This window comes from Mycoplana ramosa, from assembly GCF_041930185.1.
In the GTDB taxonomy this organism is placed as follows: domain Bacteria; phylum Pseudomonadota; class Alphaproteobacteria; order Rhizobiales; family Rhizobiaceae; genus Mycoplana; species Mycoplana ramosa.
In genome coordinates, this window is the sequence record NZ_JBHEEW010000006.1 from 190,780 (window position 1) to 204,546 (window position 13,767).

13 protein-coding genes are annotated in these 13,767 nt (G+C 63.6%); 6 read left to right on the top strand and 7 right to left on the bottom strand.

The features are described from left to right. Positions 1 to 45: 45 nt before the first annotated feature. From cysG to JNC62_RS09800, 5 genes are all read left to right on the top strand, one after another. Positions 46 to 1,482 carry a siroheme synthase CysG gene (cysG, locus tag JNC62_RS09780; RefSeq protein ID WP_374838233.1) on the top strand — a complete coding sequence of 479 codons (1,437 nt, stop codon included), beginning with the start codon at positions 46 to 48 and terminating at the stop codon, positions 1,480 to 1,482. 1 nt (position 1,483) lies between these two features. After that, entirely contained in the window at positions 1,484 to 1,801 is a 318-nt protein-coding gene (locus JNC62_RS09785; RefSeq protein ID WP_374838234.1) for a DUF2849 domain-containing protein, read from the top strand. 9 nt (positions 1,802 to 1,810) lie between these two features. Beyond that, the gene (locus tag JNC62_RS09790; protein ID WP_374838236.1) at positions 1,811 to 3,481 is read left to right on the top strand and encodes a nitrite/sulfite reductase; all 1,671 of its coding nucleotides are present in this window, start codon (positions 1,811 to 1,813) and stop codon (positions 3,479 to 3,481) included. 14 nt (positions 3,482 to 3,495) lie between these two features. Beyond that, positions 3,496 to 3,996: a DUF934 domain-containing protein gene (locus tag JNC62_RS09795; protein ID WP_374838237.1), complete on the top strand. Its 501-nt coding sequence runs from the start codon at positions 3,496 to 3,498 to the stop codon at positions 3,994 to 3,996. A gap of 223 nt (positions 3,997 to 4,219) precedes the next feature. Further along, complete coding sequence (locus JNC62_RS09800; protein ID WP_374838239.1) at positions 4,220 to 5,032, top strand: ferredoxin--NADP reductase; 813 nt, start codon at positions 4,220 to 4,222, stop codon at positions 5,030 to 5,032. 74 nt (positions 5,033 to 5,106) lie between these two features. Here the strand turns inward: JNC62_RS09800 and JNC62_RS09805 are convergent, their stop codons facing one another. Together JNC62_RS09805 and JNC62_RS09810 are read right to left on the bottom strand one after the other, a co-directional pair. Further along, entirely contained in the window at positions 5,107 to 5,730 is a 624-nt protein-coding gene (locus tag JNC62_RS09805) for a GntR family transcriptional regulator (RefSeq protein ID WP_374838241.1), read from the bottom strand. 196 nt (positions 5,731 to 5,926) lie between these two features. Beyond that, positions 5,927 to 7,552 carry a M10 family metallopeptidase gene (locus tag JNC62_RS09810; RefSeq protein WP_374838243.1) on the bottom strand — a complete coding sequence of 542 codons (1,626 nt, stop codon included), beginning with the start codon at positions 7,550 to 7,552 and terminating at the stop codon, positions 5,927 to 5,929. Positions 7,553 to 7,691: 139 nt separating this feature from the next. On the opposite strand from JNC62_RS09810, the gene JNC62_RS09815 reads away from it, so the two are divergent. Further along, positions 7,692 to 7,958 (top strand): hypothetical protein, encoded by a 267-nt coding sequence (locus JNC62_RS09815; RefSeq protein ID WP_374838245.1) that lies wholly within the window; start codon positions 7,692 to 7,694, stop codon positions 7,956 to 7,958. Between the two features lie 9 nt (positions 7,959 to 7,967). On the opposite strand, the gene JNC62_RS09820 is transcribed toward JNC62_RS09815, so the two are convergent. Genes JNC62_RS09820 through JNC62_RS09840 form a run of 5 tightly spaced genes read right to left on the bottom strand, consistent with a single transcriptional unit; the run spans position 7,968 to position 13,452 of the window. Beyond that, positions 7,968 to 9,197, bottom strand: coding sequence for a molybdopterin molybdotransferase MoeA (locus tag JNC62_RS09820; RefSeq protein ID WP_374838247.1), 1,230 nt, complete (start codon positions 9,195 to 9,197; stop codon positions 7,968 to 7,970). Between the two features lie 2 nt (positions 9,198 to 9,199). Continuing rightward, positions 9,200 to 9,700, bottom strand: coding sequence for a cyclic pyranopterin monophosphate synthase MoaC (moaC, locus tag JNC62_RS09825; RefSeq protein WP_374838249.1), 501 nt, complete (start codon positions 9,698 to 9,700; stop codon positions 9,200 to 9,202). Then, positions 9,697 to 10,512: an indole-3-glycerol phosphate synthase TrpC gene (gene trpC, locus JNC62_RS09830; RefSeq protein WP_374838251.1), complete on the bottom strand. Its 816-nt coding sequence runs from the start codon at positions 10,510 to 10,512 to the stop codon at positions 9,697 to 9,699. Before trpC ends, moaC begins: the two co-directional genes overlap by 4 nt. Positions 10,513 to 10,527: 15 nt before the next feature. Further along, positions 10,528 to 11,544: an anthranilate phosphoribosyltransferase gene (gene trpD / locus JNC62_RS09835; protein ID WP_374838253.1), complete on the bottom strand. Its 1,017-nt coding sequence runs from the start codon at positions 11,542 to 11,544 to the stop codon at positions 10,528 to 10,530. Between the two features lie 24 nt (positions 11,545 to 11,568). Continuing rightward, the gene (locus JNC62_RS09840; protein WP_374838255.1) at positions 11,569 to 13,452 is read right to left on the bottom strand and encodes a SurA N-terminal domain-containing protein; all 1,884 of its coding nucleotides are present in this window, start codon (positions 13,450 to 13,452) and stop codon (positions 11,569 to 11,571) included. Positions 13,453 to 13,767 lie beyond the last annotated feature (315 nt).

The window sequence follows — 13,767 nt, forward strand, 5'->3', positions numbered from 1 at the left end:
GGCCGATTTGCGATAACGGCGGTCCAAGTGAAGAAGGATCCGTTCGTGAGCAACCAGTCCCGCCTTTCTGTCTTCCCCGCCTTTTTCCGCGTCGCCGGAAAAAAGGTGGTGGTATACGGCGATGGCGATGAGGCCTTTGCCAAGGTCCGACTGTTGCGCAACACGCAGGCGCGCATTGTCGCTTTTGGCCCGGATCCGATTGCCCCGTATGCGGAGTTCCTAGCCGCTAACGGTGTCGAGCACGTGAAGGCGCAATTTTCGGCGGGGCAAATGGACGGCGCAGCGCTGGTCTTCGCCGCGACCGGCAATGCGGCGCAGGACGCGATGATCGTGGCGGCTGCCCGGGCCGAGCGGATCCCTGCCAATGCCGTCGATCAGCCGGACCTTTGCGACTTCTATACGCCCGCCCTGGTCAACCGTGCGCCGGTGGCCGTGGCGATCGGCACGGAAGGCGCCGGCCCGGTGCTCGCGCAACTGATCCGGGCGCGTATCGATCAGGTTCTGTCGCCGTCGCTCGGTGGGCTCGCCCGTCTGGCGGCCGAGTATCGCGATGCCGTCGAGCGTTTCGTGCCGCGCGGCGTGTCGCGGCGCATATTCTGGCGCGGCTTCTTTGCCGGCGATGTGGCCGATGCGGTGCATGCAAACGATATCGGCGCTGCGCGCCGGTCCGCCGATGCGCTGCTGGCCAGATCGGGGCAGGCGGAGGGACGTGTCTGGCTCGTGGGTGCCGGGCCCGGCGCCGAGGATCTCCTGACCTTGCGCGCGCAGCGGGTGATGATGGAGGCAGACGCGATCGTCTTCGACGCGCTTGTGCCCCAGGTCATCGTCGACATGGGGCGCCGCGATGCCGAGCGGATTTCCGTCGGCAAGCGCAAGGGCTGCCATTCGAAGTCGCAGGACGAGATCAACGACCTGCTGGTGGAGCTTGGCCGAGCAGGCAAGCGCGTCGTGCGGCTGAAGTCCGGCGACCCCCTCGTTTACGGCCGTGCCGCCGAGGAAATGGCGGCGTTGCGCGAGGCCGGCATCACCTATGAGATCGTCCCGGGTATCACGTCGGCCTTCGCCGCCGCCGCCGATTTCGAGCTGCCGCTGACCCTGCGCGGCGTCGCCTCGTCGCTCGTGTTCACCACCGGCCATGACCTGACTGGTGCGGTGCTGCCGGACTGGGCGCGGCTGGCGGTGTCCGGCGCGACGATCGCCGTCTATATGGGGCGCACGGTTGCCGCCTCCGTCGCCGGGCGCCTCATGCAGGCTGGGTTGCCTTCGGAGACCACCGTCGCCGTGATCGAGAACGCCAGCCGGGCCGACAGGCGCCTGCTGCACGGCACGCTCAAGGACTTGCCGGACCTGCAACATCGCGACGAATTGACCGGCCCGGTGATGGTGATCATCGGCGACGCGGTCGCCGGCGCAAATTTCGAACATTCCGTTCCGCTCGTCCGCAACCGTGCGACGGCGGAAACCGCATTGCTGGGAGCATGACATGACAGAAAAGGTTCTGACCGCAAACCGGTTGGCGGACGGCGTATCGGTGTGGCTCGACGCCGCCGGCACCTGGAACGAGTCGCTGCAGGCAGCCTTCGTCGCCCGGCACAAGGAGGCCGTCGAAGCGCTGGAGGCAACCGGCCGGCAGGCCTTTGCCGACAACAAGGTGGTCGATGTCAATGTTGTCGACGTCGAGGAAATCGATGGCGTCCTGCGGCCGCTGCGCATGCGCGAACGTATTCGGGCCGAAGGTCCGTCCATCCCCTATGCAGCCGGTTATGCCGGGCTGAAGACGACGCGCGCGGCTGCGGCCTGAGGACCAGACATGTATCGTTACGATGAATTCGACCACGCTTTTGTTGCCGGCCGTGTCGCCCAGTTCCGCGACCAGGTGGCGCGCCGCCTGTCCGGAGAGCTTGCCGAAGACGCGTTCAAGCCGCTGCGGCTGATGAACGGCGTCTATCTGCAGCTCCACGCCTACATGCTGCGCGTCGCGATCCCCTATGGCACGCTGAACAGCCGCCAGATGCGGATGCTCGCCCATATCGCGCGCAAGTACGATCGCGGTTACGGCCATTTCACCACGCGCCAGAACATCCAGTTCAACTGGCCGAGGCTTGCCGACATGCCCGATGCGTTGGCGGATCTTGCCACTGTCGAGATGCACGCGATCCAGACCTCGGGCAACTGCATCCGCAATGTCACCGCCGACCATTTCGCCGGGGCGGCCGCCGACGAAGTGGCCGATCCGCGGCCCTATGCCGAGATCCTGCGCCAGTGGTCCTCGGTCCACCCGGAGTTTTCCTTCCTGCCGCGCAAGTTCAAGATCGCCGTCACCGGCGCCGAGCGCGACCGCGCGGCGATCCAGGTGCACGATATCGGCCTGCACCTGAAGAAGAACGACCAGGGTGAGATCGGTTTTGCCGTCTATGTCGGCGGCGGGCAGGGCCGCACGCCGTTGGTCGCCAAGAAGATCCGCGACTTCCTCCCGGAGGCGGACCTGCTGTCCTACATCACCGCGATCATGCGCGTGTACAACCTCTACGGCCGCCGCGACAACAAGTACAAGGCCCGCATCAAGATCCTCGTGCACGAGACGGGCGTGGAGGAATTGACGCGTCAGGTCGAGGCCGAGTTCGCCGAACTGAAACACAGCGAGTTGAAGCTCCCCGAAGCCGACATCCGGGCGATCGCCGCCTATTTCGCCCCGCCCGCACTCGCACCGCGTGCCGAGGGCTGGGCCGGCCTGGCGCGGTGGAAGAAGGCCGATCCGGAGTTCGCCCGCTGGGTCCAACAGAACGTCCAGCCGCACAAGCACCCCGACTACGGCATGGTGACGATCTCGCTCAAGCCCATCGGCGGCATTCCCGGCGACGCGACGGACGCACAGATGGAGGCGGTTGCCGACATTGCCGAGGACTATGCCTTCGACGAGATCCGCGTAAGCCACGAGCAGAACCTGATCCTGCCGCATGTGGCGCTCGCCGACCTCGAGCCGGTCTATCGCGCGCTCGTGGCCGCCGGGCTTGCCACGGCGAACGCCGGATTGATCACCGACATCATCGCGTGCCCTGGGCTCGATTACTGCGCCCTTGCCAACGCCCGCTCGATTCCTGTCGCGCAGGAGATTTCCGAACGCTTCGCCTCGCCGGAGCGCCAGGCCGAGATCGGCGAACTGAAGATCAAGATCTCAGGCTGCATCAACGCCTGCGGCCACCACCATGTCGGCCATATCGGCCTGCTCGGCGTGGAGAAGAAGGGCGAGGAACTCTATCAGATCACGTTGGGCGGTTCGGGCGACGAAAACACGTCGATCGGCGAGATCATCGGCCGCGGCTTCGAGCCGGAGAAGGTGACGGATGCCGTCGAGGTCATCGTCGACACCTATCTCGGCTTGCGCCTTGACGCGTCCGAAACCTTCCTTGCCGCCTATCGCCGTGTCGGGCCGCAGCCGTTCAAGGCTGCACTCTACGGCACTGCGGCAGAAGCGGCATGACGGGGGCGCGTGACATGACAAAAATCTGGAAAGAAACCGGATTCGTCGGCGACGATCCATGGGTGATCGAGACCGAAGAGACCAAGGTTGGCTCGAACGAGAAGGCGATCATCGGCCTTGAAGACTTTCTGGCGCGGGCAAAGGAAGGCAAGGAGGGCGGGTTCGGCGTGCTGATCAAGCCGGCGGACGACGTGCGCCGGCTCGCCGGACATCTGGACCGCGTTGCGCTGGTTGCCGTGGCGTTCCCCGCCTTCAACGACGGGCGCGCATTCAGCCATGCGTCACTGCTGCGCTCGCGCCTCGGCTTTACGGGCGAGGTGAGGGCGGTAGGCGACATCCTGATCGACCAGATCCCGCTGATGCTCCGTTGCGGCATCGACAGCTTCGCGGTCTCCAACGCCACGGCATTGAAGCGGCTTGCGGAAAATCGCCTGCCGGGAATTGCCAACCATTACCAACCGACGGCCAAGCCTTCGATGGAGGCGAAATCCTATAGTTGGCGCCGCATTGGCTGACGACATATTGTCGCAAATCGGGCTCGTCGCCGGTTGCCCCCGGCAGCGGGCCTTTTCCGTTTCCCTTGGAAACTATATATCCCAGCCACGACACCGGAAGTGAAACGCATGCAAATTGCGCATGGCCGGGTTCCATTGGAACGCAATGCCTTTCTTCGCCGCGCGCGATATAATATTTGCTCATACGCACAAACGTCCGATCGAATGCAGGAAACCACCACGCATGAACGCGCCAGCCAAGACTGAAGAATTCGCAGCTACCGTTCCCGCCGGGGTCTATGCCGAAACGGTGACGAACGTGCAGCACTATACCGATCGGTTGTTTCGGTTTCGCATGACGCGCCCCGCCGGCTTCCGCTTCCGCTCCGGTGAATTCGCCATGATCGGGCTGATGGTGGACGGCAAGCCGATCTATCGCGCCTATTCGATCGCAAGCCCCGCCTGGGACGAGGAACTCGAGTTCTTTTCGATCAAGGTGCCGGATGGCCCCCTGACGTCGCATCTGCAACAAATCAAGCAGGGCGATCAGGTGCTGATGCGCAAGAAGCCGACCGGTACGCTGGTGCTCGATGCGCTTACTCCGGGCAAGCGTCTCTATATGTTTTCGACCGGAACCGGCATCGCGCCGTTCGCAAGCCTGATCCGCGATCCGGAAACGTATGAAAAGTTCGACGAGGTGATTCTCACCCACACCTGCCGTGAGGTGTCGGAACTCAAATACGGTTTCGATCTGGTCGAGGAGATCGCCAGGGACGCGCTTCTGTCCGAGATCGTTGGCGGCAAGCTGCGCCACTACGCGACCGTGACGCGGGAGCCGTTCGCCTACCAGGGGCGCATCACCGACCTCATCCGTAGCGGCAAGATGTTCGCCGACCTCGGCGTCCCCCCGTTCGATCCCGCGGTCGATCGCGCGATGATCTGTGGTTCCGCAGCGATGCTGAAGGAGACCAAGGCCCTGCTCGAACAGGCGGGTCTGACCGAGGGCGCCAACAGCAAGCCGGGCGAGTTCGTCATCGAGCGCGCTTTCGTCGACTGATTCGATCGTCCCTCTTGTCACGACCCGGCGCATGGCTGCCAGACGCGGCTAGCTTGGGCGCGGACGGCTAGCCTCTAGAACTCGCCGATATAGGCCATCAGCCTGGACATGTCGGCCGCCGCCGCTGCGGCGTCGCCATCGCAGATTGCTCCAATCACCTTCAGGTGGAGATCGACGGACCGTTTCATGTGCCGATCATCGGCCTTTGCAAACCAAAGACGCCTGGCGTGGGGTTGCAGCGGCGCGAGGGCCGCGGTGAGAAACCTGTTCGGGCATGCGGCTTCCATTGTCTCGTCGAACGTCTGGTCGGCGGCAAGAAAGCCTGCCATGTCCGATCGAAGCGCGCTGTCAGCCATCGCCTCGGCCGTAACGAGCAGCCGCTCCCGGTCTTCCTTGGAGGCATGTGACGCGACGAGTTCTGCGGCGAGCGGCTCAAGCCGTTGACGCGCGGCGAGAACGTGCACGTGATCGTCCGCACCGATGCTGGCGATCTGCAGGCCAACGCGCGGTTTGACCTCGATCATTCGCTGCCAGGCCAGCTTCTGGATCGCCTCGCGCACCGGGGTGCGGCCATGGCCGGCAAGGTCTATAAGCTGTCTTTCAGTGACCGGTGCGCCGGGCTCAAGCTTGAGCGTCACGATCAAGCCTTCGAGGGCCAGGTAGGCGAGGTGGGCCTGTGACCCGGTTGCTCTCGTCATCGGCTGGATGTCCGTGAAATACCAAATTCGCCGCCCGCGTCGGGCGACTCGGTTGATATATCACAACATCGCCCACGGGCGATGCCGAGCTTCAAGCCACTGTGCGCGGTTTTCCGCGCTGCCTCGCAGGGACACCGATGCAGGAAACGGTAGCGAAGGGAGGCCCTGCAATCGGGGCCTCCCTTCGCGGGCTGATTCAAGCCAGCAGGAAATCGCCCTTGTTCAGGTCGGCGATGTCGAAGTTCTTCAGAAGCAGGATGTCTGTCGCAGCGAACGTGATGTGCACGTCCGCGCCCACCTGGTCGGCCTTGCTCATGACCGATGAAGCGCTCTTGAAACCATAGCTGCGCAGATCGATCTGATCCAGGCCGTTGGTGAAGTCGAGAATGGTGTCTTTCCCGTATCCCTTCCTGAAGATGAAATCGTCATAACCCGACCCGCCGGCAAGGATGTCGTTACCGGCGCCGCCATTCAGAACGTCGTTGCCGGCACCGCCCGACAACCGGTTGGCGTAGCCGTTGCCGATCAGCTTGTCGTTGTAATTCGTGCCGTACAGGTTCTCGATCGAAGAATAGATGTCGCCCTTCGCATCGTTGGTGTTGAGCGACGGGTTGGAGAGGCTGGCCGTCACACCCTTCGTCGCCGTGGCATAGCTCGCCGTGTCCGTGCCGCTTCCACCATAGAGTCTGTCCGCACCAGCGCCGCCATAGAGGGCGTCGGAGCCTTCCTGGCCGTACAGCCTGTCGTTGCCGTTGTTTCCGTACAGTCTGTTTGCCGCCTCGTTGCCGATGATCTCGTCATTGCCCGAGCCGCCTTTGGCATTCTCGATCAGGGAGCGCGTGTCGTCCCGGTACAGCAGTGCGTTGAAGATGTTGCCGCGGGCATAGCCGTCGTTCGGGCCACCGCCGAGATCGGCAAGCTGCACCTTGCTGAACACCGAGTAGGAGCCCGGTCGCAGATCGAGTTCCAGGGCGTTCTTGTAGGAGGAAAGGTCGTAGGTGTCGTTGCCTCCGCCGTCCCAGATGGTTGCAAAGATCCGGTTGGCCCCGGGGGAGATGGCGACCTGACCATTGACATAGGTCTGGCCGTTGCCGGGGTTCCACTTGTAGGTGGTGTTGCCCGAGTTCGTCGTGTAGTCGGCGCCATACATGTGCTGGAGCGCGTAGATGTCCGCCATCATGAAGGTCTGTGGCGCGTCGTAGTCTCCGTACGTATAGCCGTCGCCCACCGCACCCACGAATGTCCGATAGGTCATGACCGTGTATTCGACCGTATCGTATTCCGTCGGCATCATTGCCAGGCCGTCGCCCGTGTGAGCGTGCTCCAGCCCGAGCGAATGCCCGACTTCGTGAATCAGCGTGTGCCAGGCGTAGTTGCCGGCCTTCGGAGTGCGCAGGTTCAACGTCGGATCCCCCGCATAGTCCGTGCCGAACCAAAGGTCGCCGGCTTCCGCATAGGTCCCCGGGAAATAGGCCTTTGCCGTGGGATTGTAATAGGTGGACTCGGCGAAGCGAAGCGTCGCGGTGCTCGACGAATTGCTCTGGGAAACGCCGAGGTTGGTGAACCCCTCAACGGAAAACCCGTCGTTGGCGGCGGAGCCATAGGACTTTTCCAGCGCGAACAGGGCCGCTTTCTTCACGCCGTCCGACACGGCACGGAAACCTTCGTTCGGCTCGGAATAACCGGAGTAATTGTATTGGCTACTCGAGGTCGGGAAGGCGTAGGTGACGCTTCCGCTCCAGGCCGTTTCGCTGAGGATCGAGTCGATGAAGGCGGAGCCAGTGGCGGAGATAGTCTTGGTCTTCTTTCCAATTCCGGTCATTCACAAAAGTCCTTGTCCATATGCAGGCGAATCAATTGGCCGAATTTCTGGTTCGGAACGGTCCAATTTTTAAGGAAACGTGTTAAAATCAAAAGGTTGTGTATCGACGCAGGTGCCGGAGGGGCGGGAAAATGCCATCATGTTGCCAACCATCATATTGACTGTCGTCGCTGCGCTCTGTTCAGCGCCGGCAAATCTGACAAACGCCAAGCCGTTGCCGGAGGCGGTGATGCAAAAGGGTCCGAACGCGGGGGAGGCGATAGCGGCAGAATATGCCCGCCTCAAGGCAAAAGGCACGCGTGAAGCGCTGGAGCTGTTCATCGAACGACATCCAGGCGACCCGCTGGCCGAAAAAGCCAGGCAAGAGATCGAGCGCCTCTACGGCAAGGACCGAGCGCCGCGGTAGAGTGTGCGACTATAGAACGCGGACGGGCGGGCGCAGCAGCAGGATCTCGCACGGGTCGCCGATCTCTGTAGCTTCCGCAAACGGTGGCCGCACGATCAGGCAGTCGGCCGCGGCGAAGAGTTTCATCATCGACGAATCCTGCTTGGCGAACGGCGTTGCTTCGAGCACGCCGTCTCCCCGCTGTGTCACGCTTGCCCGCACGTAATCCTGGCGCTGGTCGTTGGCGGAGAGACGCGCTCCGGCGGTGGCGAAGGTGCGGCGATCGGACTGCGGAAGTCGGGCCAGCCGCCGGATCAGCGGCTCCAGGAAGAGTAAGGCGCAGACCATGCTGGAGACGGGATTGCCGGGAAGGCCGAGGATCTGCATGCCGCCGAGTCGGCCGACCATCAGGGGCTTCCCGGGGCGCATCGCGATCTTCCAGAAATCCAGTTCCATCCCTGCCGACAGCAACACCGGCTGGACCAGATCGAGGTCTCCCACCGACGCGCCGCCCAGCGTCACCAACACATCCGCGCCGCACGCCTTCGCCCACTCGACGGCGTCGAGAATGGCATTTGGTTCGTCCGCGGCGATGCCGAGGTCGATCACCTCGGCACCGGCCTCGCGCGCGATCGCTGCGACCCCGTAAGCATTCGACGCGACGATCTGGCTTGCGCCGAGGGTCGATCCCGGCGGAACCAGTTCGTCACCGGTTGCAAGCAGCGCCACCTTCGGTCGCGCAAAGACGCTGAGCACGGGATGGTTCATCGCCGCGGCGACAGTCAGCCTCCCCGCGTCGAGCAGTTCTCCCTGCCTCAGCACGGCTTCGCCCTCGGTGAAGTCCTGGCCGCGCGGGCGGATGTGGCGGCCAAGCGCCGGGAGGAACCTGGTCCGGATGCGGTTGTCGTCCAACTGTTCGGCGTCCTCCTGCAGGAGAACAGTGTCGGCCCCGGCTGGCATCGGTGCGCCGGTGAAGATCCGGACCGCTTCACCCGGACCGACCGAGCCGGTGAAGGCATGGCCCGCCGCGGACCGGCCGATGACCCGCAACAGCGTTCCGACCTGAAGGATATCGGCGTGGCGCAGCGCGTAGCCGTCCATGGCGGAATTGTCGAACGGGGGTTGCGTCAGGCGGGCGAGAACATCTTTTGCCAGCACCCGACCGCAGGCTTCGTGCAACGGCACGTTTTCTGTCCGTTCCGGCGGTCTTGCTGCGTTCAACAGGCGTTCGAGCGCATCTTCGACCGGCAAAAGCGCCATGGTTAGCTGTTCTCCCCACGCAGGTAGTCGCCAGATCGCCCGCCCGATTTCGCCACCAGACGGATGCCGCCGATTTCCATTTCGCGATCGACGGCCTTGGCCATGTCGTAGATCGTCAGGCAGGCAACGCTGACGGCGGTGAGTGCCTCCATCTCCACCCCGGTGCGGCCGGTCAACTTGGCGGTCGCCTCGACGCGCAAGCCGGGCAGGGCGGGATCCTCGACGATCTCCACAGATACCTTTGTCAGCATCAACGGATGACAGAGCGGAATGAGGTTTGACGTCTGTTTCGCAGCCATGATGCCGGCGAGCCGGGCCGTGCCGATCACGTCGCCCTTCTTGGCGTCCCCTTCCCGGATCAGCGCCAGGGTTTCGGGACGCATCCGGATTGTGCCCTCGGCGACAGCAACGCGGACGGTCTCGGCCTTCTCGCCGACATCGACCATGTTGGCCTCGCCCGAGGCGCCGATGTGGGTCAATGCGCTGCTGGCAGGCGTCGTCATTCGGCCGCCATCACGCTGGAGGCGCCGGTGAGAAGTGCGCGGGTGGCGGCGGTGACGTCGTCCTGGCGCATCAGGCTTTCGCCGACGAGGAAGGTGGAAATCCCGGCGGCCTTGAGCCGCTGGCAATCGGTGTGGGTGAAGATCCCGCTTTCGCCCACGAGCAACCGGTCGTCGGGCACCATCCGCGCCAGCCGTTCGGAAACGGCCAGATCGACGTCGAAGGTTCGAAGGTTCCGGTTGTTGATGCCGAGGAGCTTCGATTTCAGCTTCAGTGCGCGCTCCAGTTCCGCCTCGTCATGGACTTCCAAGAGCACGTCCATTCCAAGCGAAAAAGCGTGATCCTCCAGTCGCTCGGCCTCGTCATCGGAAAGCGAGGCCAGGATCAGCAGGATGCAGTCGGCACCCCAGGCGCGTGCCTCCTGAACCTGATAGGTATCGAACATGAAATCCTTGCGCAGGGCGGGCAGATCGCACGCCGTGCGAGCCTGTGTCAGGAACTCGGGTGCCCCTTGAAAACTCGGCCCGTCCGTCAGGACCGAGAGACAGGCGGCTCCCCCGGCCTGATAGGCTCTGGCAAGGGCCGGCGGATCGAAATCCGGCCGGATCAGCCCTTTGGAAGGACTGGCCTTCTTGATTTCGGCAATCAGTCCGAACGTGCCGGCGGAGCGTTTCGTCAGAAGGTTGGCAAGGAAGCCGCGCGGCGGCTCCTGATCCCGGCTCCTGGCGCGCAGCTCGGCGAGCGGCACGCGTGCCTTCGCCGCCTCGATCTCCTCGCGCTTGTAAGCCTCGATCTTCCTGAGAATGTCGGTCATGAACGAAACCTATCCTTATTCGCCGGCGTTGGAAACCGCGATGAGCCGGGTCAGCGCCGCGCGGGCGCTGCCGCTTTCCAGCGACTGTCGGGCAATATCCATGGCTTCGCCGATCGTCCCGGCCTTGCCGGCGACGATCAACGCGGCGGCGGCGTTGGCGAGCGAGATGTCGCGATAGGGCGTGTCAGCACCATCCAGGACCGCAAGAAGGGCTTCGGCATTGTAGGCCCCGTCACCGCCGCGAATGTCGTCCAGCGTGACCTGGGGAAGGCCAAAGTCGGCGGGCGACAGCTCGAAGGTGCGGATCTTGCCGTTCTCGAGCGCGGCGACCTGCGTCGTCCCGGTCGTCGTTACCTCGTCGAGGCCCGAACCGTACACGACCCAGACGCGCTCGGAGCCGAGGTCGCGCAGCACTTCGGCCACCGGCACCAGCCATTGTGCGGCATAAACGCCGAGCAGTTGGAACTTCACGCCGCCGGGGTTCGAGAGCGGCCCGAGCAGGTTGAAGATCGTGCGCGTGCCCAGTTCGACGCGCGACGGACCGACGTGTTTCATCGCCGGGTGATGCAATGTTGCAAACATGAAACCGAGGCCGGCTTCCGCGACACAGCGAGAAATCGCCTCCGGGCCGATGTCGAGCTTGACCCCCAGGCAGGACAGGGCATCGGCGGTGCCGGATTTCGAGCTTTGCGCGCGGTTGCCGTGCTTGGCCACCGGAACGCCGGTGCCCGCAACGATGATCGAGGCGAGCGTCGAGATGTTGTAGGTGCCGGCCCCGTCGCCGCCGGTTCCGACGATATCGACCGCATCAGCCGGCACCGAAACCGGTAGCATTCGCGCGCGCATCGATCCCACGGCGCCGTAGATCTCGTCCACGGTCTCGCCGCGAACCCTGAGCGCCATGAGAAAGCCGCCGATCTGCGACGGCGTCGCCGAGCCGGACATGATGATCTCGAAGGCAGCGCGCGCCTCCTCGCGATCGAGCGGCTGTCCTGCGGCAACCTTGGCGATGAATGGTTTGAGGTCAGACATGTCCGCTTCCGTGTAATTGCTTCTCTATTGCATGCTGCGTTCAGCAAGCGCCCGGTTGATCGAGACGCCGTAGGACGACTGGAGGTCGCTGACCATCTGGTCGAGAATGTCGTCGCCGCTCGCGCGCGCGACGGCCTCGATCTGCTGATCCGCGGCGGCAAGCGCATCGCCGGCGGCCTCGCTGTTTACGTCGGTGACTTGCAGCACGATCTGGCCTTCGCCGCCGGTGCCCGGCGCATTCGCCACATGGCCGTTGGGGCCTGCAAAGGCGGCGGCGACAGCTGCCGGGCTGAGCACCAGGTCTTCAGTACCGCGCCGCAGGCCGGCTTTCACCTCGACCGCTATGCCCATGTCCGCTGCGATGTCGGCGAGCTTTTCACCCTTGCGGACCCGTTCGGCAATCTCGGCCGCCTTTTTCGCCAGCGCCTCGCGCTGCTGTTCTGCGGTCCAATCCGCCACGACCTTCTCGCGTGCCTCGTCCAGCGTGCGGTCGCGCGCGGGGACGATATCGAGGACCTCGTACCAGAGGTAGCCATCGCGGCCATAGTTGATCGGTGGGCTCTCGAGTCCGACGTCGGTCCTGAAAGCTTCGGCCAGAAGGGCGCTTTCTTCGGGCAAGGGAATGTCTTCTCCGTCCTTGCCCTTGCCGGTGTTATCGACGGCTTCAATGGTCACAGCCTTGAGCTTCGTCTGGCTGGCGGCGTCCTCCAGCTTCGCACCGTTCGCCTGGGCTTCCTCGAAGCGATCGTGCACCGCCATCAGATCCTGGCTCGCCTGTGCCAGCGCCAACTCGCTTCGCAGTTCGTCCTTGACCTCGTCAAAGGATTTGGTCGTTTCAGGTCGGATGTTCGTCGCCCGCAAAATGACGGGGCCGAACATTCCATCGACGACCGGCGATGTGCCGCCGTCGGCAGCGATCGCAAAGGCGGCTTCTGCAAGCGTCTGGTCCGGCATTGTCGCCTTGCTGAAATCGCCGAGCAGGACGTCGGTCGCCATCTTGCCTTGCTCTGCGACCAGCGCATCGTACGTAGTGCCGGAAGCCAGCTTCGCGGCGGCCTCGTCGGCGGCCTTGCGATCGGCGAAGGTCAGCTGCTCGATGGTGCGCGTCTCTGCGGTACGGTACTTCTCCTTGTTCTTCTCGTAGTCTTCGCGCACCGCCGCATCATCGATCGCCGACGGATCGGCAATGTCCTGCGGCGACAGCGCAACATAGACGATCTTGCGGTATTCCGGCGCGCGATACTTGTCCTTGTTGGCTTCAAACCAGGCCGAAATCACGTCGTCGGCCGGCGTCTTGACCGGATCAATATTGGCGTTGGAGAGCAGCACATAGTCCAGGCTGCGGGTCTCGCTGCTGTATTGTTTGATCGCGTTCGTCAGGGTTGCCGGAGCCTTGTAGCCATCGGAAACGGCTTCGACGATCTGGCTGCGGACGGCCACCTGGCTGCGGTTGCTGATGTAGTCGTTTTCGCGCAGCCCCGCATTGCGAAGGATGGAGGAGAAGGCGACGCGGTCAAACTTGCCGTTCGGTCCCTTGAAGGCGGGATCGTCGGCGATCAGTTGCGCCAGGCGGTCCTCGCTGAGCCCAAGGCTCATGTCGCGGGAGAGCTGGTCCAGTGCGGCGCCGGCGATCAGCTCGGCAAACACCTGGTTCTCGACCCCGAATGCGCGGGCTTGCTCGCTCGTCAGGCGCGTGCCGAAGCGCTGCGACAGCGCTGCGATCTGGCGTTCGTAGGCCAGGCGGAAATCGGTCGGAGAGACCTTCACGTCTCCCACCGTCACCACGGCGCTCGAGGTGCCGGTCACGAGCGAGCTCGAAATGCCCCATACGCCGAATGAGGCGACAAGAATGAGCAACAGGGCTTTCGCAACCCAGGTTTGGGCGCCTTTTCTCAAAGTTTCGAGCATACTTCGCATTCCTAGCTGGTTCGGCGGCTTGCCGTCGGAATTCGTCTCATAACGGAAAGTTCGGCGGAATAGAAGTATAATGGGCAAGCCTGAAACGGTCGCGGCCATGATGTTGCCGACGCGGCTTCAGGCATGCAATCATCGGTTGGTTTCGTGCCCTGGCGGAAACAGGCCAGTGTTCGGCGAATTCCTTCGTCGGCGAAAGATTATAGTCTGAAATAATCGATGAATTGCAGAACGCACGCGTTCTGCGAAGTTCGCATCGGTGGTTTGCCGGGTTGTCGCGAGGAGGGCGCCCGGCAGGAAGGGTATTCG

Excerpts from the sequence above, each read along its gene's own strand:
- JNC62_RS09785 (WP_374838234.1), top strand. The coding sequence starts at position 1,484 with ATGACAGAAAAGGTTCTGACCGCAAACCGGTTGGCGGACGGCGTATCG.
- JNC62_RS09790 (WP_374838236.1), top strand. The coding sequence starts at position 1,811 with ATGTATCGTTACGATGAATTCGACCACGCTTTTGTTGCCGGCCGTGTC.
- JNC62_RS09795 (WP_374838237.1), top strand. The coding sequence starts at position 3,496 with ATGACAAAAATCTGGAAAGAAACCGGATTCGTCGGCGACGATCCATGG.
- JNC62_RS09800 (WP_374838239.1), top strand. The coding sequence starts at position 4,220 with ATGAACGCGCCAGCCAAGACTGAAGAATTCGCAGCTACCGTTCCCGCC.
- JNC62_RS09805 (WP_374838241.1), bottom strand. The coding sequence starts at position 5,730 with ATGACGAGAGCAACCGGGTCACAGGCCCACCTCGCCTACCTGGCCCTC.
- JNC62_RS09810 (WP_374838243.1), bottom strand. The coding sequence starts at position 7,552 with ATGACCGGAATTGGAAAGAAGACCAAGACTATCTCCGCCACTGGCTCC.
- JNC62_RS09815 (WP_374838245.1), top strand. The coding sequence starts at position 7,692 with ATGTTGCCAACCATCATATTGACTGTCGTCGCTGCGCTCTGTTCAGCG.
- JNC62_RS09820 (WP_374838247.1), bottom strand. The coding sequence starts at position 9,197 with ATGGCGCTTTTGCCGGTCGAAGATGCGCTCGAACGCCTGTTGAACGCA.
- moaC (WP_374838249.1), bottom strand. The coding sequence starts at position 9,700 with ATGACGACGCCTGCCAGCAGCGCATTGACCCACATCGGCGCCTCGGGC.
- trpC (WP_374838251.1), bottom strand. The coding sequence starts at position 10,512 with ATGACCGACATTCTCAGGAAGATCGAGGCTTACAAGCGCGAGGAGATC.
- trpD (WP_374838253.1), bottom strand. The coding sequence starts at position 11,544 with ATGTCTGACCTCAAACCATTCATCGCCAAGGTTGCCGCAGGACAGCCG.
- JNC62_RS09840 (WP_374838255.1), bottom strand. The coding sequence starts at position 13,452 with ATGCTCGAAACTTTGAGAAAAGGCGCCCAAACCTGGGTTGCGAAAGCC.